The organism is Bailinhaonella thermotolerans (genome assembly GCF_003594875.1).
GTDB classification, from domain to species: Bacteria; Actinomycetota; Actinomycetes; order Streptosporangiales; family Streptosporangiaceae; genus Bailinhaonella; species Bailinhaonella thermotolerans.
On record NZ_QZEY01000001.1, the window covers coordinates 906,432 to 932,156 of the forward strand.

Below are 25,725 nucleotides of genomic sequence, written 5' to 3' on the forward strand. Positions count from 1 at the left end.
CGCCCCGGCCGGCTCAGGCCGTACGGCGGGCCCGCCCCGCATTCCGCGCCCCACCCGGCCGGCTCAGGCCGTACGGCGGCGCGGGGGAGGCCGCCGCGGTGTCCGCATCCGGACAGGCGGCGCGAACATGGCGATCTTGACCCGGAAATCCGGCGAAAATACCCTGCGCCTTACCGCCGCGATCACAGGCGGGCGGACGTTCCTTCCATGAGAGAGGAAGTTCAGCCCATGCGTCGACTCGTCGAGAACCTCGCCGACACCCTGGTCTCCCTGGTCGTCCCGAAGGCACGGGCGCAGGCCGCGAGCTGCACCTGGGGCGCGGGCTGCAAGTGCGTCCCCAACGCCGGCTCCGGCTTGTACTACCGCTACCGCTACTGCGTCAACCCCGACGGCGGCGGCACCACCGTCTCCTGCGTCTTCTACACCCGCGGCTGCTGAGCTCCCGCGTCCCGCGTCCCGCGCCCCGCGCCGCCGCCGAGCCGGCGCGAGCCCGCCGCACGCGAAGGCCGCGCGTCGCACCGTACGGCGAAGGCCGCGCCCGTCCTCCGGGCGCGGCCTTCGCGCTGTCTTCCGCTCGGCGGCGGGCTAGGAGGCGACCACCGTCGGGGTGCCCACCTCGGTCGCCGCCGGGTCGTGGACGCTCTCCGCCGGGCGGATGTGGCCCGCGGCGATGTCCTCCGCGTAGTGGCAGGCGACCTTGCGGCCCGGCCGGATCTCCCGCAGCGCCGGGAGCTCGTCCGCGCAGCGCTTGGGCTGGCGGAACGGGCAGCGCGTGTGGAAACGGCAGCCCGGCGGGGTGTTCGCCGGCGACGGGAGGTCGCCGGTGAGCAGGATGCGCTCCCGCCGCTCCTCGACCTTCGGGTCGGGGATGGGGATCGCCGACATCAGCGCGATCGTGTACGGGTGCAGCGGCTCGGCGTACAGGTCGTCGGAGGGGGACTCCTCCACCAGCGCGCCCAGGTACATGACGCCGATCGTGTCGCTGACGTGGCGGACCACCGCCAGGTCGTGCGCGACCACGATGTAGGTCAGCCCGAGCTGCTCCTGCAGCTCCTCCAGCAGGTTGACGATCTGCGCCTGGATCGACACGTCCAGGGCCGAGACCGGCTCGTCCGCGATGATCAGGTCGGGGCTGAGCGCGAGCGCCCTGGCGATGCCGACGCGCTGGCGCTGGCCGCCGGAGAACTCGTGCGGGTAGCGGCCCGCGGCGTTGGCGGGCAGGCCCACCACGTCGAGCAGTTCCCGGACCCGCTTGGCGTGGTCGGCCTTGCCGTTGCCGTACCCGTGGGTGCGCAGCGGCTCGGTCAGCACCGACTCCACGCTCTGGCGCGGGTCGAGGCTGGCGAGCGGGTCCTGGAAGACCATCTGCATGCGCCGCCGCAGCCGGCGCATGTCCTCGCCGCGCTGCGCCCGCACGTCCACCCCGTCGAAGCTGATCGTGCCCGCCGTGGGCTCGATCAGGCGCAGGATGGCGCGGCCCAGCGTGCTCTTGCCGCAGCCGGACTCGCCGACCAGGCCGTACGTGGTGCCCTTGGCGACGTCGAGGTCCACCCCGTCCACCGCCTTGACGTGCCCGACGACGCGGTCGACCAGGATGCCCTTCTTGATGGGGAAGTGCACCTGGAGGCCGCGCACGGACAGCAGGTTCTCGGCGTCCCGCCCGTTCCCGGCCGGCTGCTGCTTCTCGGTGCTCACAGGGTCACCGCCTCCTGTTCGGCGACGTCGATGGGGTTGAAGCAGCGCAGGTCGTGGTCGGGACGGAGCTTGTCGGCGACCAGCTCGGGGGCGCCCTGCGTGCACGACTCGATCCGGTTGCGGCAGCGCGGCGCGAAGGCGCAGCCCTGGGTCCACGGGATCGTGTCGCGCGGCGAGCCCGGGATGGGCTCCAGCTTCTCGCCGCGCGCCTGGTCGAGCCGGGGCACGGAGGCGAGCAGCCCCGCGGTGTACGGATGACGCGGCGCCTCGAACAGCTCCCAGCGCGAGGCGCGCTCGACGATGCGGCCGGAGTACATCACGTGCACCGAGTCGCACATGCCCGCGACGACGCCCAGGTCATGGGTGATCATGACGAGGGCGGTGCCCGAGTCGACGACGAGTTCCTTCAGCAGCTCCAGGATCTGGGCCTGGATCGTCACGTCGAGCGCGGTGGTGGGCTCGTCGGCGATCAGCAGGCGGGGCTTGCAGGCCAGCGCCATCGCGATGAGGGCGCGCTGCCGCATGCCGCCGGAGAGCTGGTGGGGGTACTCCTTCAGCCGCCGCGCCGGGTCGGGGATGCCCACCCGCTCCAGGAGCGAGGCGGCCTCCTTGGAGGCGGCGGCCGCGTCCATGTCCCGGTGGCGGCGCAGCACCTCGGTGACCTGGAGCCCGATCGGGATGACCGGGTTGAGCGAGGTCATCGGGTCCTGGAAGACCATCGCGATGTCGCGCCCGCGCAGGCCGCGCATCTTGTCGGCGGGCAGCGAGGTCAGCTCGGTGCCGTCGAACTTGATGCTGCCGCCCACGGCCGCGCCGCGCTTGGGCAGCAGCCCCATGATGGCCAGCGAGGTGACGGACTTGCCGCACCCCGACTCCCCCACCAGGCCGACGGTCTCGCCGGCGGCCACGGAGAAGGTGACCTCGTCCACGGCCCGCACGTCGCGGCGGCCCCGGCGGCTGAACACGATCGACAGATCGCGCACGTCCAGCAGGGACATGCTCACCTCCGGTTCTTCGGATCGAGGGCCTCACGCAGGGACTCGCCGAGCAGGGTGAAGCCGAGGGCGGACAGCACGATCGCGATGCCCGGGTAGAACACGAGCTGCGGCGCGCTGGTGAGGAACTTCTGCGTGTCGGCCAGCATGCGGCCCCACTCGGGGATCGCCGGGTCGGCGCCGGACAGGCCCAGGAAGGCCAGGCCCGCCGCCTCGATGATCGCCGTGGCCAGGGTCAGGGTGCCCTGGACGATCACCGGCGAGAGCGAGTTGGGGAACACGTGCCCGAGGATGATCCGGCTGCGTTTCACGCCGAGCGACTTGGCGGCCAGGGCGTAGTCGGCCTCCCGCTGGGCGAGCATCTGGCCGCGCAGGAGCCGGGCGAACACCGGGATGTTCACCACGCCGATCGCGATCATGACCGAGACCAGGCTCTGGCCCAGCATGGCGGCGATGCCGATGGCGAACAGCAGGCCGGGGATGGCCAGCATCATGTCCACGAACCGCATGATGGTGGCGTCCACCCAGCCGCCCAGGCCGCCCGCGAGCAGGCCCAGGATGATGCCGCCGACCATGCCGAACGCCATCGAGACCACGCCGACGACCAGCGACTGGCGCGCGCCGTAGATCATCCGGGAGAACACGTCGCGGCCCAGGTCGTCCAGGCCCAGCCAGTGGGTCGAGGACGGGCCCGGGATGTGCCCCGGCCCCTTGATCTGCGACAGGTCCGTCGCCGTCGGGCTGTAGGGGGCGATCAGCGGCGCGAACACGGCGACGATCACGAAGATCGCCACGAAGATCGCGCCGATGATCGCGGCGGGCTTGCGTACGAGGCGCCGGAACGCCTCCCGCCACAGCCCGCCGCCGGCCTCGTCCGCGTGCTCGGCCTGCTGGATCGCGCTTTCGGCGACCTGAAGGCTCATCAGCGGACCCTCACTCTCGGGTCGATCAGGCCGTACGAGATGTCGACCAGCAGGTTGATCAGGACGAACAGCGCGGCGATCACCAGGATGAAGCCCTGGAGCGTGGCGTAGTCGCGGGACGGGATGGCCTGCGCCACGAACTTGCCCACGCCCTCGAAGGCGAACGCGGTCTCGGTGAGGATCGCGCCCGACATCAGCAGGCCGAACTGCAGGCCGATCGTGGTGGACACCGGCAGCATCGCGTTGCGGAGCACGTGCCTGCGGGTGATCGTCCGGGCGGTCAGGCCCTTGGCCTCGGCCGTACGGACGTAGTCCTCGTTGAGCACGTCGAGCACCGCGGCGCGGGTGATCCGGGCGATGATCGCCAGCGGGATCGTGGCCAGGGTGACCGCCGGGAGCACGAGGTGCAGCAGGGCGTCACTCAGCGCCGGGCCGTTGCCGGTGACTATCGCGTCCAGGACGTAGAAGCCCGTCGGATGCTCGACGTCGAGCATGCGGGCCTCCTGGCGGCCGGTGTTCGGCAGCCAGCCGAGCTGGTTGGCGAAGACGTACCGCAGCATGTAGGCGAGGAAGAACACCGGGATGGTGATCCCGACGAGGGACGCGCTGACCGAGAGCTGGTCGAGCCAGGTGCCGTGCCGCCGCGCCGCGAAGTAGCCGACGGGGATGCCGATCAGGACCGCGATCAGCAGGGCGGTGACGCCCAGCTCGATCGTGGCCGGGAAGCGGCGTCCCATCTCCTCCACGACGGGCCGGCTGCTCTGGATCGAGGTGCCGAAGTCGAACCGCAGCGCCTTCTCGAGGAAGCGCCAGTACTGCACGTAGAGGGGCTGGTCCAGACCGAGCGCGATCTCGATCTGACGGATCTTCTCCGGGGTGGCGCGCTCTCCCAGGAGCGCCTGCGCGGGCGATCCTGGGAGAGCGCGGACCCAGAGGAACAGGGCTACCGACAGCCCCCACAGCACGGGGATGAGCAGCAGGAGCCGCCGGACGATGAACCTCAGCATGAGTTACGGTCAGCCCCGGGAGACGATCGAGAACTGCTCGTTGCTCAGCGGGTCGGTCTTGAAGCCCTGGACGTCCTTGGCCAGGCCGACGTACGACTTGTTGTGGACGTAGGGCACGCCCGGCACGAAGTCGCTGATCATCTTGTTGGCTTCCTTGTAGAGCTCGACGCGCTTGGCGGGGTCGGGCTCGGCCTCCGCCTTGGCGAGGATGTCGAAGATCTCCTTGTTACGGAAACCGTAGCGCGGGTTGAACTGCTGGAAGAAGGTGCCGATGAAGTTGTCGGCGTCCGCGAAGTCGGCGTTCCAGCCCAGGAGGAAGATGCCCGCCTGGCCCTGATCGACCTTCTCCAGGTAGTCCGGGTTCCACGGGTAGGTCTTCGTGGTGACCTTGAAGCCGACGGCCTCGAGGTCGGACTTGAAGGCCTGGAAGTTGGCCGCGGGGTCCGGCATGTAGGGCCGGGAGACCTTCGTCGGGTACCAGAACTCCAGGGAGAGGTCGGTGACGCCCGACTCCTTGATGAGCTGCTTGGCCTTCTCGGGGTTGTAGTCGTACTTGGTGACGGCGTCGTTGTAGCCCTCGATCGCCGGCGGCATCCACTGGTGCGCGACCTCGGAGCCCGGCGGGTACTTGGCCTTGACCAGGCCGTCACGGTTGAGGGCGTGGGCGATGGCCTGCCGGATCTTGGGGTTGTCCAGCGGCTTCTTCTTCTGGTTGAAGCCGACGTAGCCCACGTTGAGCGCCGCGCGCTCCTGGACCTGGAAGCCGGCGGCCTTCATCGTCTCGACGTCGGCGGGCTCGACCTGGTCGAAGCCGTCGATCTCGCCGCTCTCCAGGGCCTGGCGGCGGGCCGGGCCGTCGCCGATCGCGCGGAAGACGATCGTCTTGATCTTGGCCTTCTCGCCGTGGTAGCCGTCGAAGCGCTCCAGCGTGAGCTTGTCGCCGCGCTGCCAGGAGACGAACTTGTAGGCGCCGGTGCCGACCGGGTTCTCGGTGGAGAACTTGCCGGTGTAGTTCGGGGCGTCGCCCTTCATCTCGACCGTGTCGCCGTACTTCTTCACCGCGTCCATGCTGACCATGGCGAAGGAGGGCAGGGCCAGGACGGAGATGAAGCTCGCCGAGGGGTTGGTGAGGGTGATGACGACCTTGTCGTCGGCCTTGGCCTCACACGACTTGTAGAGGCTCGGGCCGAGGTCCTCGCTCTCGTTCTTCTTGAAGCCGCCCATGGTGGTCTGCCAGTAGGTGGAGACCGCGGGGTTCTGCTGGGCGCCGGTGAAGTTGTACCAGCGCTCGAAGTTGTCGCAGACGGACTTGGCGTTGAAGTCGGTGCCGTCGTGGAACTTCACGCCCTTCTTGAGCGTGAACTCCCAGGTCTTGCTGTCCTTGGTGTCCCACTGGGTCGCGAGCGCCGGCACGATCTTGGTGCCGCCGGCCTCGGTGCCCACCAGCCCCTCGTAGATCTGACGGGTCACACGGAACGTCTCGCCGTCGCTCGCGTAGGAGCTGTCGAGGACCTTGGGCTGGTCGGAGAGCGCCCAGACGAAGACGTCCTTGGTCCCCGAGCCGCCGCCGGCCTTGTTGCCCCCACCGCTCTGCCCGCCGCCGCCACACGCCGCCGCGAGCGCGAGGGCGCCGCCCAGTGCGAGCGCGGTCAGCGCGCGCACGGGCCCCCTGCGTCGATGCATCTCCCACCTCATGAACTCGTAAAGGCCGGGTGACTTCCCGGCCTACGTCCCCCACTTGGTATCAAATGCTGGACAGCCACCGGTCCCGAGGTGGTAACGATTAGCGTACGACTGGCTAAAACACGTAAAACTGATGGCCAAAACGTGAAGTTGCAATGGTTCCGTCACCCGGGCGATATCCGGCGGCGATTAAGCGTCCAGCATTCGAGACGGCCCGCGGAGCGCCTTCAGGACGTCGCGGCGGGACCGCCGCCACCCCCCGCGGGCGCCTCGGACCGCTGGTCGGAGACCTGCCGATCCGAGTCTCCCCGGGACGGCGCCGCCGCGGGGGCGTTCTCGGGGAAGTGGCACGCGACGCGGTGACCGGGGGCCAGTTCGGCCAGCGGCGGCTCCTCCTGGCGGCACACCTCCCGCGCCTTCCAGCACCGGGTGTGGAACCGGCACGCCGCGGGCGGATTGAGGGGGCTCGGCACGTCCCCCGCGAGCCGGATCCGGTCCCGCTGCCGCCGCCGCGCCGGGTCGGGCACCGGCACCGCCGACATGAGCGCGACCGTGTACGGATGCATCGGCGTCTCGTACAGGCTCCTGCGGTCCGCCAGCTCCACGATCTTCCCCAGGTACATCACCGCGACCCGCTCGCTGATGTGCCGGACCACCGACAGGTCGTGCGCGATCACCACGTAGGTCAGGTCCAGCTCGTTCTGCAGGTCCTCCAGCAGGTTGACGACCTGGGCCTGGATGGAGACGTCCAGCGCGGACACCGGCTCGTCCGCGATGATCAGCTTGGGCCGCAGCGCCAGCGTGCGGGCGATGCCGATGCGCTGCCGCTGGCCGCCGGAGAACTCGTGCGGGTACCGGTTGTAGTGCTCGGGGCTGAGCCCGACCAGTTCCAGGATCTCCTGCACGGCCCGCTTGACCCCGTGCTCGGTCTCGATGCCCTGGATGCGGAACGGCGCGCCCACGATCGCGCCCACGGTGTGCCGCGGGTTCAGCGACGAGTACGGATCCTGGAAGATCATCTGGATGTCGCGGCGCAGCGGCCGCATCCGCCGCTGCGGCAGGCGGGTGATGTCCCGGCCGTCGAACACGATCGTGCCGCCGGTCGGGTCCAGCAGCCGGATCAGCAGCCGGCCGGTCGTGGTCTTGCCGCAGCCGGACTCCCCCACCAGGCCCAGGGTCTCGCCGCGCGCGACGTCGAAGTCCACGCCGTCGACCGCCTTGACGGCCCCGACCTGCCGCCTCAGCAGGCCCTTGGTGATCGGGAAGTGCTTGCGCAGGCCGGTCACGGACAGCAGCGGGTCGCTCATCGGCTCTCCAGGGTCGGCCGCACGTCGTTCTCCCAGATCTCCCGCCGCTTCTCCGGGGCCAGGTGGCAGGCGACGAGATGCCCGCCGGCGGTCTCGGTCAGCGGCGGCACCTCGGTGGTGCTCAGCCCCCCGGTCAGCTCGCAGTACGCGCAGCGCGGGTGGAAGGCGCAGCCCGGCGGCACGTTGATCAGGCTGGGCGGCGTCCCCCTGATCGGCAGCAGCCGCTCGGCCGGCTCGCGGTCCAGCCGCGGCATCGACCCGAGCAGCCCCCAGGCGTACGGATGCTCGGGGCGCTCGAAGAGGTCGTCGGCGCCGCCGTACTCGACCGCCCGCCCGGCGTACATGACCAGGACGTCGTCGGCCAGCTCGGCGACCACGCCCAGGTCGTGCGTGATCACGATCACCGCGGTGTCGAAGTCGCGCTGCAGGTCCCGGATCAGGTCCAGGATCTGCGCCTGCACGGTCACGTCCAGGGCCGTGGTGGGCTCGTCGGCGATCAGCAGCTCCGGGTCGCACGACAGCGCCATCGCGATCATGGCCCGCTGCCGCATCCCGCCGGAGAACTGGTGCGGGTAGTCGTCCACGCGGCGCGCGGGCTGCGGGATGCCGACCCGGCCCAGCATCTCGATCGCGTGCTTGCGCGCGACCTTCCGGCTCACGTCGTTGTGGATGCGGTACGCCTCCACGATCTGCGCCCCCACCGTGTAGTAGGGGTGCATCGAGGACAGCGGGTCCTGGAAGATCATCGCCATCTTCTTGCCGCGCAGCGCCCGCACCCGCTCCGGCGGCGCGGCGACCAGTTCCTCGCCGTCCAGCCAGATCTCGCCCGAGATCCGGGCGGTGCGCCGGTTGTGCAGGCCGAGCACGGCCAGGCTGGTCACGCTCTTGCCCGAGCCGGACTCCCCCACGATGCCGAGCGTGCGCCCGCGGTCCAGCCGGAAGGACAGCCCGTCCACCGACCGCACGAGCCCGTCCTCGGTCGGGAAGTGGACGCGCAGGTCGCGGACGGCCACGAAGGCGTCCGGGGCGTCCGGGCGGGTGATCTCGACGGTCATCCCAGCCTCACCCTCGGGTCCACGACCGCGTACAGCAGGTCCACGACCAGGTTCGCGACGACGATGAAGAACGCGGCGAGCGTGGTGACGCCGAGGATCTGCGGCAGGTCGTTCTGCCGGATCGCGTCCACGGCGTACTTGCCCAGGCCCGGCAGCGAGTAGGTGCTCTCGGTCAGCACCGCCCCGCCCAGCAGCAGCCCCAGGTCCAGGCCGAACATGGTGAGCGTGGGGGTCATCGTGGCGCGCAGCGCGTGCTTGCCGATGACCGTGCGCTCGGGCAGCCCCTTGGCGCGGGCCGTGCGGATGTAGTCCTCGCCGACCGTCTCCAGCATGGTGGCCCGGGTGAGCCGGGCGTATCCGGCGGCGAACAGGAACGCCAGCGTGACCCAGGGCAGCAGCAGGTTCCCCGCCCAGGCCGGCGGGTTCTCGGTGAACGGCACGAACACCACGCCCTCGGGCCGGATGAACGCCAGCGTGAGCAGCCCGGTGAAGAAGATCGGTAACGAGACCCCGGCGAGCGCGGTGATCATGGCCGCCCGGTCGAACACCGTCCCCTTGCGCAGCGCGGACAGCACGCCGATCGCCACCCCGGCGACCAGCCAGATCGCCGCGGCCCCGACGGCGAGCGACAACGTCACCGGGAACCGGTCCACCAGGTCGGGCCAGACCGCCCGCTGGTACTTGAACGAGTAGCCGAAGCACGGCGGCGGGCAGAACTCGGTGTTCGGCCCGTAGGAGTAGTCGGTGCCGGCCACGAGCCCCTTGACGAACCGGCCGTACTGCACGACCAGCGGGTCGTCCAGCCCCAGCCGCCGCTTGGTGAGCGTGATCTCCTCCGGGCTGGGGTCGCGCCCGACGTACTGCGCGGCGATCTGGTCGGTCGTCTGCCCGGCCAGCCGCGGGACCAGGAAGAAGATGCCGAAGGTGACCATCGTCGTGATGGCCAGCAGCAGCACGGCGCCGATCACCCGGCGGACGATGTATGCGACCACGTCTGCGGCGGGGCGCCCGGGGGTGCCGGGCGCCCGCTGCCTTCACCTGCCCCTCTGTGCTCGTGACGGGCCTCGATGACGGTCCGATGACGGGCTCTGGCGGCCCGGGGACGGACTCCGAGGCGGGCTGCGGCCGTACGGCGGGCGGGCGCGCGCGGGCCCCCGCCCGCCGTACGGCGTGCGCCCGCCGGTCAGCGGAGGCTGAGGTTGGCGTAGTCGTACTCGCCGTAGGCGTAGTTGAAGTAGACGTTGGCGACCTGCGGGTTGCGGTAGAACAGGCCCTTGGAGTACTGGTACGGCACCGTGGAGGCGCGCTCCATCTGGAGCCGGTCGATCTGCCCGTAGATCTTCTCGCGCGCGGTGGTGTCCTTGGTCTTGGTCACCTGGTCGAACAGGGCGTTGATCTTCGGGTCGTCGGTCTCCTGCACGTTCGTGTTGCCCTGCGCCTTGATGGTGCGGCCGTCCACGAGCTGCTGCAGGAAGCCGAACCCGGTCGGCCAGTCGGCGTGCCACCCGTGGAAGGAGATGCCGATCTTCTCCTTCTTCACGTAGGCCGGGGAGCCGGCGAAGTTGGTGAAGTAGCGGTCGCTCGGGAAGGACTTGATCGAGGTCTGGATCCCGATCTTCTGGAGCGACTGCTGCAGCGCCTCGGCGGCGCGCATCTCGGTCGGCCGGTCGGCCCGCGCGCTGATCTTGGTGGTGAAGCCGTTCGGCTGCCCGCACGCGGTCAGGTGCTGCTTGGCCTTGGCCAGGTCGCCCTTGTGGCCCGGCGTCGGGTACAGGTCGAACTTCTGGTAGCCCGCGACGCTCGGCGGGAGCATCGTCGTGGCCACGTCGCCGCCAGCGATCGGGCCGCCGAACGCCGTCTGCAGCGCCACCTTGTCCGTGGCGTACTGCACGGCCTTGCGGCACTCGATGTTGTCGAACGGCGCGATCTTCTCGTTCAGCGTGAAGTACCACAGCCGGCCGGTGAACGTGCTGTCGGCGTTCGCCTTGAGCTGCGGGTTCGCCAGGATCTTGGCCTGGGCGGCGGGGCCCACGCCGACCGCGCGGACGTCGATGTGCGCGGCGCCGGACAGCAGCCGGTTGTCGATGTCGTCCTGGTTGAGCCCGACCTGCACCTCGATCTTGTCGACGAGCTGTTTGCGGTTGGGGTCGGAGGCGGGGTCCCAGTGCGGGTTGCGGCTGAGCTGCATGCCCTTGCCCGGCTGGTACGAGTCGATCTTGTACGGCCCGCTGGCGACGATCTTCTCCAGGTACTTGGCGCCCGTGTCCTTGGCCTGCGGGACCGGCGTGGTCTGCGGGAACGTGGCCAGGTAGTCGAAGTCGGGGAACGCCTGGGTGAGCTTGAAGACGATGGTGCGGTCGTCGGGCGTCTGGATGCCCGTGAGGTTCTTCAGCTCCTTGTCCTTGTACGGGCCCTCGAACTTCTTGCCGCCGTTGTCGATGAACAGCACGAAGTAGTCCGGGCCGTTCGGCAGCACCTGGCGGTCGAACATGCGGGCGATGCCGTACTTGACGTCCTTGCTCGTGATCGGCGAGCCGTCGTCGAACTTCAGGCCCGGCTTGAGCCGGTAGGTGATGGTCTTGCCGTCGGGGCTCACCTCGCCCAGGCTCTCGGCCAGGTCGGGGACGACCTCCAGGCCCGCCGTGCCGGGCGCCGACTTGAACGTCGTGAGCTGGCGGCCGTAGACGCGCGCGAAGTTGACCGACCAGGCGTAGTAGGTGTTCTGCGGGTCCGGGGAGTCCCAGTCCTGGGAGCTCACGAGCTTGAGCGTCCCGCCCTTCTTGTCGGACCTGTTCACCCAGTCCTTGTCCGCGGCGTTGAAGCCCGCCCCCTGCCCCTGCCCGCCGCCCGGGCCCTTGCCCTTGGCCGGGCCTCCGCCGCCGCAGGCCGAAAGGCCCACGGCCAGCGTGGCGCCGAGCGCCACCGCCGCCAGTGCGTTCTTTCTGATCATGGTCTCGCTACACCCCTTGCTTCGTGATGGGTGGGTCGGGTACGGCGGCGCGAGTGGTCCGCCGGTCGGCGCGATGGGGTCGTGCGGCGCGGCCCGGGCCCCGGGTCACCGGGTCCCCCGCGGGTCCAGCGCGTCGCGCAGGCCGTCCCCGAGCAGGTTGAAGGCGAGGACGGTGATGAAGATGGCCAGGCCCGGGACCACCACGAACAGGGGGGCGACGCTGTAGAAGGGCACCGCCTGCTCCAGCATCTTCCCCCAGGTGGCGGTGGGCCGCTCGATGCCGACCCCGAGGAAGGACAGGGCCGCCTCGAACAGGATGTTCGTCGGGATCAGCAGGGTCGAATAGACGATGATCGGCGCCACCAGGTTCGGCAGCAGCTCGCGGAAGAGGATGTAGGGGCTGCGCGCGCCCAGGCTCCTGGCCGCGTCCACGAACTCCCGCTCCCGCAGCGAGAGCGTCTGCCCGCGGATGATCCGCCCGATGTACGGCCAGCTGAAGAAGCCGATGATGAACACCAGCACGGCCAGGCGCAGCCCGTTCCCGCTGAGCCCGAACGCCTCGTCCGGCACCACGCCGACCAGCGCGATCGCGAACAGCAGCAGCGGGAACGCCAGGAAGACGTCCATGATCCGGCTGATCAGCGTGTCCACCCAGCCGCCGAAGTAGCCGGCGACCACGCCGAAGAACACGCCGAGCACCACCGAGACCAGCGTGGCCAGGAAGCCGATCAGCAGGGAGATGCGCGCGCCGTACAGGATGCGGCTGAACACGTCGCGCCCGTTGACCGGCTCCACCCCCAGGGGGTGCTCCCAGCTCACCCCGGCGAAGATCCCCGACCCCTTGGGCGAGCTGAACGTGGGGTCGATCAGCTCCTCGTTGAACTTGTCCGGCGGCCCGCCCACCACGTTCGTGATCACGGGTGCCAGGACGGCCACCACGATCAGCAGGACGATCACGACCCCGCCGGTGATGGCCACCTTGTCGCGCCGCAGCCGCGCCCAGGCGATCTGGCCCAGCGACCGGCCCTCGATGGCCTGGCGGCCGGCTCCCTGCAGTACGGCCTCAGGCCGGGCGGAGGACTCGGTCCCGGAAACGTCGAGCGGCGCGGTCATAGGCGACGGCCCCCTGAGATACGGATGAATCCGTACGGATGCCGCTCATGCGGCAACCCTCAAGCGGAGAATGAATCGCCTTCCGCACCTCGGCCAGACCCAAGGGGGTACCCGGGGCACGATTGTGACGGCCGCGAAACCGCACCGTGCCGATCTTGTTACTCGACGGCCGATAGTCTTCAAGATTTTTTCCGCCCCGGCGCCGGGGCGGGCCGCTCAGCCGATGCCGCTCAGCCGATGCCGCGGCGGCGCAGAATCTCCTCGATCTCGGCCATGTCGTCGTCCACGGGCCCGCGCGGCTCGGCCTTCTTGCCCCGCACCTGCTTCGGCTCCTGGGCCGGGGCCTGGGCCGGGGATCCCGGCGCCGCGGGCCGCCCGGCGGCCTCCGCCTCGGCGGGCTCGCGCGTGCGCGCCCCCTTGCGCCCGGCGCCGCGCCGCCGCATCACGCCGGACACGACGAACAGCACCGCGGCCAGGCCCGTCACGATGACGCCCGCCCAGGCCATCGGCGAGAACACGAACCGCGTCACGAAGCCCACCAGCGCCGTGCCCACGGTCCACAGGGTGGCGATGATCCCGGTCAGGTAGGCGGCCAGCGGCAGCAGCGACCACGCCGCGCCCCGCATCCCGGCCGCGGCCCCCCGGCGCCGCCACGCGATCCAGCTCAGCAGCAGCCCCGCCACCGTCAACCCCAGCGTCAACGGCAACCAGGCGATCTCGTTGTATCCCGGCATGGCCGCCTCCCTCAGTCGTCACCCCATCCTGACACGCGGGTCCGGCCCGGCCCCTCATCCGCGGGGATGGCCGCGCCCCTAGGGGTCACCCTGTCCAACTACCCGCCCCACCTCAGGGTTCCACGCGCCGCCGCCACCCCCGGCGCTCGCGGGCCGAGGTGCGGCCCTCAGGCGGGGGCACGCCACAGGCGGGCACGGCCTCAGGCAGGGGATGGCCCCGGGCGGGGAATGGCCTCGGGCGGTACGGCCTCAGGCGGCGGGCCGGGAGGCGGCCAGGGCCCGGAGCCGGTCCACCGTGACCTCGGTGAGGGAGGACACCACCAGGCGGCCGGGGGCCGGGTCGATGGGCAGGAGGCTGGGGACCGCGACGACCAGGCATCCGGCGGCGGTGGCCGCGGCCACGCCGTTCGGGGAGTCCTCCAGGACGACGCAGCGGGCCGGGTCCACCCCCAGGCGCTTGGCGGCCAGCAGGTAGGGCTCGGGGTCGGGCTTGGTGAGCGTCACGTCGTCCGCGGTGACGATCGTGTCGAAGTGGTGCCGGCCGACGCTGCGCAGGACCGCGTCGGCGATGGAGCCCAGGGAGGAGGTGACCAGGCCGACGGGCACGCCGGCCGCGCGGAGGGCGACCAGCAGCTCGGGCGCGCCCGGCATCACCGCCGCGCCGCCCACCCGCAGGCGCGCCGTCATGCCCTCGTCCATCCAGGCCGCCACCGTCTCGGGGGCGACGTCGGCCCCGGAGACCTGGAGCATGTAGGCGACGGAACGGTCCATCGAGCCGCCGACGAGCTTCTCCTGGTGCTCCAGGCTCCACTCGCCGCCGAGCCGCGCCATCACCTGGGTCTCGACCTCGAACCAGACCCGCTCGGTGTCCACGAGCAGGCCGTCCATGTCGAAGAACACGGCCTCGAGCGCGTCTCCCCCGGTCTCCGGTCCCGTCGTCGCCGTGTCCGCCACTGTTCCGCCGTTCTCCCCGTGTGGCGGCGCGCCGCCGTACCGCCCGGGCATGGGGAGGCACGGCGGGGCGCCGTCGATCCGATCAGGTGTTGAAGTACTTGGCCTCGGGATGGTGGACCACGAACGCGTCGGTGGCCTGCTCGGGCACGAGCTGGAACTCCTCCGACAGCGTCACGCCGATCCGCTCCGGCCGCAGCAGGTCCACGATCTTGGCGCGGTCCTCCAGGTCGGGGCAGGCGCCGTATCCCAGCGAGAAGCGGGCGCCCCGGTAGCCGAGCTTGAAGAAGTCCTCCACGTTGGCCGAGTCCTCACCGCCGAAGCCCAGCTCCGCGCGGACGCGGGTGTGCCAGTACTCCGCCAGGGCCTCGGTGAGCTGCACCGACAGGCCGTGCAGCTCCAGGTAGTCGCGGTAGGAGTTCTTCTCGAACAGCTCGGCGGTGGCCCCGCTGATCCGGGAGCCGACGGTGACGAGCTGCAGCCCGATCACGTCGGTCTCGCCGGACTCGCGCGGCCGGAAGAAGTCGGCCAGGCACAGGTGCCGGTCGCGGCGCTGGCGCGGGAACGTGAAGCGGGTGCGCTCCTCGCCCGACTCGGTGAGGATCACCAGGTCGTTACCCTCGCTGACGCACGGGAAGTACCCGTAGACGACCGCGGCCTCCAGCAGGCCCTCGGTCTGCAGCCGGTCGAGCCACATGCGCAGCCGCGGCCGGCCCTCGGTCTCGACGAGCTCCTCGTAGGAGGGGCCCTCGCCGCCGCGCGCGGCCTTCAGGCCCCACTGGCCCATGAACGTGGCCCGCTCGTCGAGGAACGCGGCGTAGTCGGCCAGCGGGATGCCCTTGACGACGCGGTCGCCGAAGAACGGCGGGACGGGCACCGGGTTGTCCACGGCGACGTCCGAGCGCGCGGGCAGGTCCTCCTCGGCCGTGCGCTCCAGGACCGCGCCCGTCTTGACCCGGCGCTCGCGCAGCTTGGGCAGCTCCGCGCCGGGCACGCCCTTCTTGACCGCCATGAAGGCGTCCATGAGCTTCAGGCCCTCGAAGGCGTCCTTGGCGTAGCGCACCTCGCCCTCGAACATGCCCGCGAGGTCCTGCTCGACGTAGGCCCGGGTGAGGGCCGCGCCGCCCAGGAGCACCGGCCACCGGCCGGCCAGCCCGCGCTCGTTCAGCTCGGCGAGGTTCTCCTTCATGATCACCGTGGACTTCACGAGCAGGCCGGACATGCCCACCACGTCGGCCTGCTTCTGCTCGGCCGCCTCGATGATCGCCGACACCGGCTGCTTGATGCCGAGGTTGACCACCTCGTAGCCGTTGTTGGTGAGGATGATGTCCACGAGGTTCTTGCCGATGTCGTGCACGTCCCCCTTGACGGTGGCGAGCACGATGCGGCCCTTGCCGCCGTCCTCGGTCTTCTCCATGTGGGGTTCGAGGTAGGCGACGGCGGTCTTCATGACCTCGGCGGACTGGAGCACGAACGGGAGCTGCATCTGGCCGGAGCCGAACAGGTCGCCGACCGTCTTCATGCCGTCGAGCAGCACGTCGTTGATGATCTCCAGGGCGGGCCGCTCCCGCAGGGCCTCGTCGAGGTCGGCCTCCAGGCCCTTGCGCTCGCCGTCGATGATGCGGCGCTTGAGCCGCTCCCACAGCGGCAGGCCCAGCAGCTCGGCGGCGCGGCCGGCCTTCATGGCGGCGGCGTCCACGCCCTCGAACAGCTCCATGAACCGCTGGAGCGGGTCGTAGCCCTCGCGGCGGCGGTCGTAGACCATGTCCAGGGCGACCTGCCGCTGCTCGTCCGGGATCCGGTTCATCGGCAGGATCTTGGAGGCGTGCACGATGGCCGAGTCGAGGCCCGCCTGCACGCACTCGTGCAGGAAGACCGAGTTGAGCACGATGCGGGCGGCCGGGTTGAGGCCGAAGGAGACGTTGGAGATGCCGAGCGTGGTCTGGATCCCGGGCCAGCGGCGCTTGATCTCGCGGATCGCCTCGATGGTCTCGACGCCGTCGCGGCGGGTCTCCTCCTGGCCGGTGGCGATGGGGAAGGTCAGCGCGTCGATGATGATGTCCTCGACGCGCATGCCCCAGTTCTCGGTGAGGTCCTTGACGGCGCGCTCGGCGATGCGGACCTTCCAGTCGGCCGTGCGGGCCTGGCCCTCCTCGTCGATGAGCATGACCACGACGGCCGCGCCGTGCTCCTTGACCACCGGGAGCAGCCGCTGCCAGCGGGAGTCGGGGCCGTCGCCGTCCTCGTAGTTGACCGAGTTGATCACCGCGCGGCCGCCGAGGCGCTCCAGGCCGGCGCGCAGCACCTCCGGCTCGGTGGAGTCGAGCACGATCGGCAGGGTCGAGGCGGTGGCGAAGCGGAACGCCAGCTCGTCCATGTCGGCCACGCCGTCCCGGCCGACGTAGTCCACGCACAGGTCGAGGAAGTGGGCGCCGTCGCGGGCCTGGCCGCGGGCGATCTCCACGCACTCGTCCCAGTTGCCGGCGAGCATGACCTCGCGGAAGGCCTTGGAGCCGTTGGCGTTGGTGCGCTCGCCGATCGCCAGGTAGGAGGTGTCCTGGCGGAACGGCACGTGCTGGTAGAGCGAGGAGGCGCCGGGCTCGGGGCGCGGGTCGCGCTCGGCGACCTCGCGGGCGCGCACCCGCTCGACGACCTGGCGCATGTGCTCGGGGGTGGTGCCGCAGCAGCCGCCCACGATCGACAGGCCGTACTCCACGGTGAAGCGGTCGTGGGCGTTGGCCAGCTCCTCCGGGGTCAGCGGGTAGTGCGCCCCGTCGGCGGTGAGCACCGGCAGCCCGGCGTTGGGCATGCAGGACAGCGGCAGCCGGGAGTGCCGCGCCAGGTAGCGCAGGTGCTCGCTCATCTCGGCGGGGCCGGTGGAGCAGTTGAGGCCGAGCACGTCCACGCCGAGCGGCTCCAGCGCGGTCAGGGCCGCGCCGATCTCCGAGCCGAGCAGCATCGCGCCGTTGAGCTCGATGGTGACCTGGGCGATGACCGGGACGTCGCGGCCGGCCTCGGCGATCGCGCGGCGGGTGCCGATGATCGCGGCCTTGGTCTGGAGCAGGTCCTGGCAGGTCTCGATGATGATCGCGTCGGCGCCGCCGGCGATCAGGCCGGAGGCGTTCTGCAGGTAGGCGTCGCGCAGGGCGGCGAAGGTGACGTGGCCGAGCGTGGGCAGCTTGGTGCCGGGGCCGATCGAGCCGAGCACGAAGCGCGGCCGGTCCGGCGTGGACCAGGCGTCCGCGGACTCGCGGGCGATCCGCGCCGAGGCCTCGGACAGCTCGTAGATGCGGTCGGCGATGTCGTATTCGCCGAGGGCCGACAGGTTCGCGCCGAAGGTGTTGGTCTCCACCGCGTCGACGCCGACCTCGAAGTAGGCGTCGTGGATCGCGCGCACCACGTCGGGCCGGGTGACGCTGAGGATCTCGTTGCAGCCCTCGAGGTCCTGGAAGTCCGCCAGCGTGAGGTCATGGGCCTGCAACATCGTCCCCATGGCCCCGTCAGCCACGATCACGCGCCGGCCCAGGACTTCACGGAAGGACGATGCTCTGCTCATGGTCCCCAAGCCTATAGGGATCGGGCGGTATCGGATTCCTGGCGCCCGCCGCCCCCGGGGCCCCCGCCGCGTCACCCCGGCATCGCCACGACGGTCACCACGACAGTCGCCACGGCGGTCACCCCAGCGGTCACCCCGGCGGTCACCCCGGCGGTCACCATGGCGTCACCCCGGCGTCACCCCGGCGTCACCCCGGCACCGCCGCCGTACGGCGTCCCGCCCGGTCCCGCGCCGCGCATAGGGGCGGGCGGGGAGGGCTCGGCCGTACGCCGGGGGCGGGGCCGCGTGATCGCCGGAGTGCGAACCGGCGGGGCCCAGGTTTAGCGGTACGTGAGAGGCCGGGGGGCCGGTCCGCGTGAAAGGCTCCCCCTGACCCGTGTCCCCGACTTCACCCGTGTCCCCGACTTCCCCCATGGTCCCCGACGTACAGCCGCGCAGAACGCGCGGGTGACTCGAAGCGAGGTGCACCCCCCGTGACCGCCTACCGCACCATCATCGTCGGCACCGACGGCTCGGCCTCCTCCTTCCGCGCCGTGACCGCCGCCGGGGCGCTCGCCGCCGCCACCGGCGCCACGCTCGTGCTGGCCTGCGCCTACCACCCGATGCCCGAGCGGGAGCGGGCCGCCGCCGCCGACGCGCTCGGGGACCTGGCCTACAAGGTCACCGGGTCCACGCCCGCCGAGGACGCGCTGCGGGCGGCCAAGGACCGCGCGCTCGCCGCGGGCGCCACCGACGTCGAGCTGGCGGCCGAGCCGGGCGACGCCGTGGACGTGCTGGTGAAGCTGGCCGACGAGCGCTCGGCCGACCTGATCGTCGTCGGCAACCGGGGCCTGAACAGCCTGGCGGGCCGCCTCCTCGGCTCCGTCCCCTCCAACGTCTCCCACCGGGCCGAGTGCGACGTCCTCATCGTGCACACCACGAGCGGACGTTGATCTTGTTCGGGTTCGCCCCGAGGATGTGGGCCGGACCACGTACGCTTGGAGTTCGGTAAAACGACGACAGGCCGCGGTAAGCGGCCGGTGAGGAGACCGCGTGATCGAGCTCGACGGAGTCCCCGAGCTCGTCGAACCGGTGCTGATCGCCGCCTTCGAGGGCTGGAACGACGCCGGCGAGGCGGCCAGCGGCCTGATCTCCCACCTGGAGACGGCGTGGAAGGCCGAGCCGCTGCTCGCCCTCGACCCCGAGGACTATTACGACTTCCAGGTGACCCGCCCGAGCGTGGAGATCGTGGAGGGCTCCACGCGGCGCATCACCTGGCCCACGACGCGCTTCTCGGTGGCCCGCCCGCCGGGCCTGGAGCGCGACGTGGTGCTGGTCCGGGGCATCGAGCCCAACATGCGCTGGCGCGCCTTCTGCGACGACATCCTCTCGGTGGTCCGCGAACTGGGGATCGAGAAGACGCTGCTGGTCGGCGCGATGCTCAACGACTCCCCGCACACGCGGCCGGTGCCCGTCGTGGCCTCGGTCAGCGACCCGGGCCTGGCGCGGACGCTCGACCTGGAGCTGAGCCGCTACGAGGGCGTGACCGGCATCGTGGGGGTGCTCCAGAACTCCTTCGAGAACGCCGGGCTGTCGGCGATCTCGCTGTGGGCCTCGGTCCCCCACTACGTCGCCCAGCCCCCCAACCCCAAGGCCACGCTCGCGCTGCTGCGCAACGCCGAGGACATCCTCGGCGTCCCCATGCCGGCCGGCGACCTGCCGGAGGAGTCCAAGGCCTGGGAGCGCGGGGTGGACGAGCTGGCGCAGCAGGACGCCGAGGTCGCCGAATACGTCCGCGAGCTGGAGGAGCGCAAGGACGCGGCCGACCTGCCCGAGGCCAGCGGCGAGGCCATCGCCCGCGAGTTCGAGCGCTACCTGCGCCGCCGCGAGAACGACGGCTGACCGCGCGGCGCGCGGCCGGACGTCCCCCCGTCCGGCCGCGCCCGCGGCTACGCTCGGCCACGTCAGCGTTCCGGTCGTCCGCCTCAGGAGCCGCCCATGAACGGCGCGCACGAGAAGATCGTCGAGTACCTCACCGCGAACGGCGTCGCCCACCGGGTGATCACGCATCCCCCGGCCGGGTCGGCCGAGGAGTATCACCGCGTGCTCGGCACCTCCTACGAGCAGCAGGCCAAGTCCATCTTCCTGCGGGTGCGCCGCCCGGGCGAGAAGACCTACGCGATCCTGGTGATCCAGGCCCAGAAGCGGGCCGACCCCGAGCGCGCCGCCGCCCTCCTGGAGGCGCGCGAGGTCAAGCTGGCCACGCGCGACCACCTGCGGGAGCGGACCGGCTGCGACTTCGGCGAGCTGGCGCCCCTGGGCGGCCTCTACGGCTTCCCCCTCCTCCTCGACGCCGACCTGCTGGACGAGGAGGAGATCTACTTCAACGCCGGCGACCTGTCCACGTCCGTCGCCCTCAGCCCCAAGTCCCTCCAGGAGCTGGAGAACCCGCTCCTCTACTGACGGCTTCGGCGCCGCGGGCGGCCCCGCCCCGGCCGTATCGGCGAGGCGGTGTCCCGCCCCCCCGGCGCGGCCGGGCGCATCACCTCGCCGCACCGCCGGCGCGGCCCGCCGTGCCGTACGGCGGGCCGCCAGGGCGGGGCTCCAGGGCTGGGCTCCAGGGCGGGGCTCCAGGGCGGGGCGTCAGGGCGGGGCGTCAGGGCGGGGGGCGTCGGAGGATGCCGGCGACGCGGTCGGCCTGTTCGGGGTCGCGGCCGTGGCGGTTCCGGGAGAGCGCCGATCGGAGTGATCAGATGATACGGCAGGTCAGCCGGCGGGCGGGTTGTAGGACTTGGCCAGGTCGGACTCGGCGGGCTCCTGGTGGACGCGGGTGCCGCCGAGGGCGGCCTTGTCGGGCTTGACGATGTAGCCGGCGCGGGACGCGGGGCGGGTCCACTGGCTGTAGTCCTGCGGCGCGCCGCCCAGGCCGATGTCGAAGGCCTTGGCCGAGCGGTGGGCGGTCACGATCCCCTCACGCGTCAGGTCCTTGGCCGCGCACGCCTTCTTGAGCGCCTCGCCGACGATCGCCGCCGTGGTGTAGCCGGAGAACACGCTGGAGTCCAGCGGCTGCCCCGGGAACGCCTTCTGGTAGTCGCCCGCGAGCTTCTTCACCCCGGGGACGTCCGCGCTGAACGGCGTGGCGGCCGTCATCACGTAGTACTCGCGCTCCAGCACCGGCGCGACCGGCGTCGCCAGGAGCTGCTGCGCGAACGCCGAGTTGCTCGCCGCGAACGGCACCTTGAGCCCCATCGCCGCCGTGACCCCGGCCAGCGACGCGGCCTGCTTGGGGCTGACGCTGACCAGGATCGCCTTCACCCCGGCCTTGCGGAACGCCGCCGCCTGCGCCGTCATGTCCGCGTCGGTGGCCTTGACCTGCTGTTCCACCAGCTTCAGCCCGCTCTTCTCCGCGGCGAACCGGGACCCGGCCAGCGCGCTCTGGCCGTAGTCGCCCTCCAGGTGGATGTGCCCGATCCTGTCCCCGGCCTTGAGGCCCTTCTCCTTCACGAGGAAGGCGACGGCGTTGACCATGTCGATGTCGTACGTGGTGCCCGTGAGCTGGATGTACCTGCTGCCCAGCAGGGTGTGCGCCCACGCCTGCGGGATCGTCAGCAGCTTGTCGGACTCCAGCCGGGACCGCAGCGCGTTGGTGATCGGCGACCCGATCACCTGCGGCAGCGCGGCGGACCTGGGCGCGATCTCGCTGTAGGCGGCGACGGCCTTCTGCACGTCGTACCCGTGGTCGCGGACCAGCAGCTCGACCTTGCGCCCGCACACCCCGCCGGCCGCGTTGAGCTGGTCGAAGTAGAGCTTCTGCGCCTGCGTGACCCCCTTGCCCAGCGCCGCGTAGGGCCCGGTCAGGTCGGTCAGGGCCGAGACGGTGATCGTGTCCTTGGTGACGCCGGGCCCGGTCTTCACGCCGCCGGACTCGCCCCCTCCGCCCGTGGCCTTCCCGCTGCATCCGGCGGCCAGGCAGGCCACGACCGCCGCGGCGATCCCGATGCGCACAGTTCTCATGTTCATTGCTCCCTTGTCATCGAGGTGGATCACCCGCGTCCCCCGCGCGTACGGCCCGCGCCCGCGAGGCGGGGGCGGCGCACCGGGGAAGGAGGCCGCGCAGGCCGCGGGGGAGGTAGAGCAGCACGGCGACGAACGCCGCGCCGTACAGGACGCGGGCGGCCTCGGAGGGGGACAGCCCCTCCTCGCCCGGCTGCGCCACGAAGGGGATGGCGTCGCCGTACCGGGTGAGGAGCTGGGGCAGCAGCGACACGAAGACCGCGCCCGCGGCCGCGCCGCCGACCGACCCGAGCCCGCCGATGACGATCATCGCGAGGTAGTCGAGGGCGAGCGCGAGCCCGAAGTACTCCGGCACCGCGCGCTGGAAGACCAGCGCCAGCAGCACCCCGGCGAGCCCGGCGTACACCGACGAGACCACGAACACCCCGGCCCGGTAGCGCGCCACGGGCACGCCCATGGCCCCGGCGGCGATCTCGTGGTCGCGGATCGTGGTGAGCGCCCGCCCCGGCCTGCCGTACACCACGCCCCGGGCGAACCAGGCGGCCAGGGCGAGCAGCGCCGCCCCGGGGAACCACAGCATCTCCAGCCCCCCGAACGGCACGCCCAGCACGACGGGCGGCTCCGGGGAGTCGGCGAGGCGCAGCCCGAGGATCTCCATCGGCGGCACGGCGCGGCCGTTCACGCCGCCGGTGACGGCCTCGGCGCGGAAGAGCACGTGCTGCCCGAGGAAGACGAGCGCCAGCGTCGCGATGCCCAGCGAGGCGCCGCGCAGCCGGCCCGCGATCGGGCTGAACAGCCCGCCGGCGATCCCCGCGGCCGCGACCGCGACCGCGGCCGCGAGCGGGGGCGGCCACCCGAGCCCGTGGAGCGTGTGCCCGGCGGCGCGCTCCGGTTCGGCGGCCAGCCACACGTAGGTGTAGGCGCCCACGGCGAGGAAGAACGCGTGTCCCATGGAGAGCTGCCCGGCGACCCCGGTCAGCAGGTTGAGCCCGATCGCGCCGATGGCCGCGGCCATCGCGAACAGGCCGGCCTGGAGCCAGAACGCCTCCGCGTAGAACGGGACCGCGCACACGGCCGCCGCCGCGGCCAGCCCCGCGGCGGCCCGCGCCCAGCCGCCGCGCCCGGCCCGCGACGCGGGGCGCGCGCCGTCGCCGCCCGGCGGCGGGGAGGCCACGCCCGCGGGCGCGGCGGGGTCCGCGAGGGTGCCGGCGCCGGCGGGGCCCGGGTCGCGGCGCCCGGAGGGCGGGATGGAGTCAGGCACGGGCGAGCTCCCTGGTCCCGAAGAGTCCGGTGGGGCGGATCAGGAGGACGACGATCATGAGGAGGTACGGGGCGATGTCCGCGAAGCCGCCGCGCAGCAGCGCGGCCTCGTCCTGGTAGCCGACGGCCAGGGCCTCGGTCACGCCGATCAGCAGGCCCCCGGCCAGCGCCCCCGTGGTGGAGTCCACGCCGCCGATCACCGCCGCCGGCAGCGCCTTGAGCGCGGCGAAGGAGGTGGCGCGGTCGAGCCCCGGGGTCGGGAAGACGCACAGGAACAGCGCGGCCAGCGCGGCGAGCGCCCCGGCGACCGCCCACGCGCCCGCGGAGACCCGGCCGAGCCGCACGCCCATGAGCGCGGCCGTGGCGCGGTCCTCGGCGGCGGCGCGCATGGCCACGCCCCAGGAGGTGTACTTGAAGGCCAGCAGGAACACGGTGATCGCGGCCACGGCGACGCCGAGGGCGGCGATCCGGGCCTGCGCGATCGTGACGCCGCCGACCTGGACCACGCGGTCGCCCCAGGGGTCGCCGAGCGGCAGGACCTCCGCGCCGATGCGGCGGGCGATCTCGACGGTGAGCACGATGTCCACGCCGATCGTGACGATGCTCAGGGTGCCGTGCGAGCCGGACCTCAGCCGCCGCAGCACGACGAACTCCACCAGCGCGCCCAGCGCGGCGGCGCCCGCCACCCCGGCCCCGAGCGCGGGCCAGAACCCGATGTCGTCGTGGAGCACCGCGACGAGGTACCCGCCGGCCAGCAGCAGCGACGGATGAGCGAAGTTGATCACCTCGGTCGAGCGGTGGACGATCACGAATCCCAGCGCCACGAGCGCGTACACCGCGCCGGACGCGAGCCCGTTGACGAGCAGTTCCGCCAGCGCGGTCACGCGGGGGCCTCCGTTCCCAGGTAGGCGCGGACCACGTCGGGGTGCCGCTGGATCTCCTCCGGCGTCCCCCCGGCGATCCGCCGGCCGAAGTCGAGCACGGTGACCTCGTCGGCCAGCCGCGCCACCAGGTCCATGTCGTGCTCCACGAGCAGGACCGACACGCCGAGCCCGGCGCGGACCCGCTGGATCGTGCGGGCCATCTCCCGCCGCTCGCCGCCGTTCATCCCGGCGACGGGCTCGTCGAGCAGCAGCACCGCGGGCTCCAGGCAGAGCGCGCGGGCGAGTTCCAGCCGTTTGCGCACGCCGTACGGCAGCAGCCCGGCGGGCGTGGCCAGGTGCGCGGCGACCCCGGTGAACTCGGCGATCTCCCGCACCCGGGCGGCGTGGCGGCGCTCCTCCCGCCGGGCGGACGGCAGGCGCAGCCCGCAGGCCAGGAACCCGGCGCGGGTGAGCCGGTGCCGCGCGAGCATGAGGTTGCCGGCGGCGGTGAGGTGCGGCGACAGGGCGATGTTCTGGAAGGTCCGCGCGACGCCGAGCGCGGCGATCCGGTGCGGGGGCAGCCCGACCAGCTCGGTCCCGCCGAGCCGCACGCTGCCGGACGCGGGCCGGCACAGGCCCGACAGGACGTTGAAGCAGGTGGACTTGCCGGCCCCGTTCGGGCCGATCACCGCGTGCAGGGAGCCCGGCTCCACCGTGAAGCCCACGCCGTCCAGCGCCGTCACGCCCGCGAACCGCACGGTGACGTCGCGCACCTCCAGCCGGGGGACCTCGCCGCTCATCCGGCCCACCTGGCCAGGGGCCGTACGGCGGGGCCGGGGCCGAGGTCCTCCTCGTCCTCCCCGGAGGTGGCCACCCCGAGGTAGCGGCGGCGGACCTCGTCGGAGGCGGCCAGCTCGTCCGCCGTGCCGTGCAGGGCGACCGCGCCGGTCTCCAGGACGTAGGCGTGATCGGCGAGGCGGAGCGCCAGGGCCGCGTTCTGCTCGATGAGCAGGACGGCGGTGCCGTACCGGTTGATCTCGGTGATCGTGCCGGCGATGCGGGCGGTGACCAGCGGGGCCAGGCCCAGGGACGGCTCGTCGAGCAGGAGGAGGTCGGGGCCGGCCATGAGCGCGCGGCCGATGGCCAGCATCTGCTGCTCGCCGCCCGACAGCAGCCCGGCGGGCTGGCGGGACCGCTCGGCCAGGATCGGGAACAGGGCGTGGACGCGGTCGCGGGCCTCGGCGGCGCGGCGGCGGTCGCGCGCGCCCAGCGAGCCGGCCCGGAGGTTCTCGGCCACCGTCATGCGGGCGAAGACGTGCCGTCCCTCGGGGACGTGCACCACCCCGGCGGCGACGATCCGGTCCGGCCGCAGCCCGCGCAGGCTCGTCCCGCCCGCGGTGATCTCGCCGCCGGTGACCGCGCCGCCGTGGAACGGCAGCACGCCGGACAGGGCCCGCAGCAGGGTGGACTTGCCTGCGCCGTTGCCGCCGAGGACGGCGGCGACGCCGCCGGCGGGCACCTCCAGGGTGATGCCGCGCAGCGCCGGGACGGGCCCGTAGGCGGCGGTGAGGTCGCGCACTCGCAGCGCGGGGGGACTCATGCGGGCACCCCAGCACGGGCTTCGGGGGCCGGTCCAGAGC

At 72.1% G+C, this 25,725-nt stretch carries 22 protein-coding genes; 4 read left to right on the forward strand and 18 right to left on the reverse strand.

Annotation, left to right across the window (positions count from 1 at the left end; all coding sequences use genetic code 11):
- The first annotated feature begins 228 nt into the window (after positions 1 to 228).
- The gene (locus D5H75_RS04430; protein WP_119924984.1) at positions 229 to 438 is read left to right on the forward strand and encodes a hypothetical protein; all 210 of its coding nucleotides are present in this window, start codon (positions 229 to 231) and stop codon (positions 436 to 438) included.
- Positions 439 to 585: 147 nt separating this feature from the next.
- Here D5H75_RS04430 and D5H75_RS04435 read toward each other — a convergent pair whose 3' ends face one another.
- From D5H75_RS04435 to metH, 13 genes are all read right to left on the reverse strand, one after another.
- Entirely contained in the window at positions 586 to 1,695 is a 1,110-nt protein-coding gene (locus D5H75_RS04435; protein WP_119924985.1) for an ABC transporter ATP-binding protein, read from the reverse strand.
- Positions 1,692 to 2,693 carry an ABC transporter ATP-binding protein gene (locus tag D5H75_RS04440; RefSeq protein ID WP_119924986.1) on the reverse strand — a complete coding sequence of 334 codons (1,002 nt, stop codon included), beginning with the start codon at positions 2,691 to 2,693 and terminating at the stop codon, positions 1,692 to 1,694. Before D5H75_RS04440 ends, D5H75_RS04435 begins: the two co-directional genes overlap by 4 nt.
- A 2-nt stretch (positions 2,694 to 2,695) precedes the next feature.
- Positions 2,696 to 3,613 (reverse strand): ABC transporter permease, encoded by a 918-nt coding sequence (locus D5H75_RS04445; RefSeq protein WP_119924987.1) that lies wholly within the window; start codon positions 3,611 to 3,613, stop codon positions 2,696 to 2,698.
- The gene (locus D5H75_RS04450) at positions 3,613 to 4,620 is read right to left on the reverse strand and encodes an ABC transporter permease (protein ID WP_119924988.1); all 1,008 of its coding nucleotides are present in this window, start codon (positions 4,618 to 4,620) and stop codon (positions 3,613 to 3,615) included. The genes D5H75_RS04445 and D5H75_RS04450 overlap by 1 nt, the downstream gene beginning before the upstream one ends.
- 9 nt (positions 4,621 to 4,629) lie before the next feature.
- Complete coding sequence (locus D5H75_RS04455; RefSeq protein WP_119924989.1) at positions 4,630 to 6,303, reverse strand: ABC transporter substrate-binding protein; 1,674 nt, start codon at positions 6,301 to 6,303, stop codon at positions 4,630 to 4,632.
- Between the two features lie 227 nt (positions 6,304 to 6,530).
- Complete coding sequence (locus D5H75_RS04460) at positions 6,531 to 7,610, reverse strand: ABC transporter ATP-binding protein (protein WP_119924990.1); 1,080 nt, start codon at positions 7,608 to 7,610, stop codon at positions 6,531 to 6,533.
- Complete coding sequence (locus D5H75_RS04465) at positions 7,607 to 8,665, reverse strand: ABC transporter ATP-binding protein (RefSeq protein ID WP_119924991.1); 1,059 nt, start codon at positions 8,663 to 8,665, stop codon at positions 7,607 to 7,609. Before D5H75_RS04465 ends, D5H75_RS04460 begins: the two co-directional genes overlap by 4 nt.
- Positions 8,662 to 9,657 (reverse strand): ABC transporter permease, encoded by a 996-nt coding sequence (locus tag D5H75_RS04470; RefSeq protein ID WP_119924992.1) that lies wholly within the window; start codon positions 9,655 to 9,657, stop codon positions 8,662 to 8,664. The genes D5H75_RS04465 and D5H75_RS04470 overlap by 4 nt, the downstream gene beginning before the upstream one ends.
- A gap of 191 nt (positions 9,658 to 9,848) precedes the next feature.
- Entirely contained in the window at positions 9,849 to 11,615 is a 1,767-nt protein-coding gene (locus D5H75_RS04475; protein WP_119924993.1) for an ABC transporter substrate-binding protein, read from the reverse strand.
- 105 nt (positions 11,616 to 11,720) lie between these two features.
- Positions 11,721 to 12,728 carry an ABC transporter permease gene (locus D5H75_RS04480; protein ID WP_119924994.1) on the reverse strand — a complete coding sequence of 336 codons (1,008 nt, stop codon included), beginning with the start codon at positions 12,726 to 12,728 and terminating at the stop codon, positions 11,721 to 11,723.
- 230 nt (positions 12,729 to 12,958) lie between these two features.
- Complete coding sequence (locus tag D5H75_RS04485) at positions 12,959 to 13,462, reverse strand: cellulose synthase (RefSeq protein ID WP_119924995.1); 504 nt, start codon at positions 13,460 to 13,462, stop codon at positions 12,959 to 12,961.
- 249 nt (positions 13,463 to 13,711) lie between these two features.
- A complete protein-coding gene (locus tag D5H75_RS04490; RefSeq protein ID WP_277949914.1) occupies positions 13,712 to 14,416 on the reverse strand; it encodes an HAD family hydrolase in 705 nt (234 codons plus the stop codon).
- Positions 14,417 to 14,498: 82 nt separating this feature from the next.
- Positions 14,499 to 17,969 carry a methionine synthase gene (metH, locus tag D5H75_RS04495; RefSeq protein ID WP_119924997.1) on the reverse strand — a complete coding sequence of 1,157 codons (3,471 nt, stop codon included), beginning with the start codon at positions 17,967 to 17,969 and terminating at the stop codon, positions 14,499 to 14,501.
- A gap of 473 nt (positions 17,970 to 18,442) precedes the next feature.
- On the opposite strand from metH, the gene D5H75_RS04500 reads away from it, so the two are divergent.
- From D5H75_RS04500 to D5H75_RS04510, 3 genes are all read left to right on the forward strand, one after another.
- Complete coding sequence (locus D5H75_RS04500) at positions 18,443 to 18,901, forward strand: universal stress protein (protein WP_119924998.1); 459 nt, start codon at positions 18,443 to 18,445, stop codon at positions 18,899 to 18,901.
- A 100-nt stretch (positions 18,902 to 19,001) separates the two neighbouring features.
- The gene (locus D5H75_RS04505; protein WP_119924999.1) at positions 19,002 to 19,850 is read left to right on the forward strand and encodes a PAC2 family protein; all 849 of its coding nucleotides are present in this window, start codon (positions 19,002 to 19,004) and stop codon (positions 19,848 to 19,850) included.
- Between the two features lie 96 nt (positions 19,851 to 19,946).
- Complete coding sequence (locus D5H75_RS04510) at positions 19,947 to 20,411, forward strand: YbaK/EbsC family protein (protein ID WP_119925000.1); 465 nt, start codon at positions 19,947 to 19,949, stop codon at positions 20,409 to 20,411.
- Positions 20,412 to 20,714: 303 nt separating this feature from the next.
- Here D5H75_RS04510 and D5H75_RS04515 read toward each other — a convergent pair whose 3' ends face one another.
- From D5H75_RS04515 to D5H75_RS04535, 5 genes are read right to left on the reverse strand one after another with little or no spacing between them, the layout of a single operon-like run.
- Positions 20,715 to 21,962 (reverse strand): ABC transporter substrate-binding protein, encoded by a 1,248-nt coding sequence (locus D5H75_RS04515; protein ID WP_340137746.1) that lies wholly within the window; start codon positions 21,960 to 21,962, stop codon positions 20,715 to 20,717.
- 16 nt (positions 21,963 to 21,978) lie between these two features.
- The gene (locus D5H75_RS04520; protein ID WP_340137747.1) at positions 21,979 to 23,223 is read right to left on the reverse strand and encodes a branched-chain amino acid ABC transporter permease; all 1,245 of its coding nucleotides are present in this window, start codon (positions 23,221 to 23,223) and stop codon (positions 21,979 to 21,981) included.
- Entirely contained in the window at positions 23,216 to 24,106 is an 891-nt protein-coding gene (locus D5H75_RS04525) for a branched-chain amino acid ABC transporter permease (protein ID WP_119925002.1), read from the reverse strand. The genes D5H75_RS04520 and D5H75_RS04525 overlap by 8 nt, the downstream gene beginning before the upstream one ends.
- Positions 24,103 to 24,885: an ABC transporter ATP-binding protein gene (locus D5H75_RS04530; RefSeq protein ID WP_119925222.1), complete on the reverse strand. Its 783-nt coding sequence runs from the start codon at positions 24,883 to 24,885 to the stop codon at positions 24,103 to 24,105. Before D5H75_RS04530 ends, D5H75_RS04525 begins: the two co-directional genes overlap by 4 nt.
- A complete protein-coding gene (locus D5H75_RS04535; protein WP_119925003.1) occupies positions 24,882 to 25,685 on the reverse strand; it encodes an ABC transporter ATP-binding protein in 804 nt (267 codons plus the stop codon). The genes D5H75_RS04530 and D5H75_RS04535 overlap by 4 nt, the downstream gene beginning before the upstream one ends.
- Between the last annotated feature and the right edge of the window lie 40 nt (positions 25,686 to 25,725).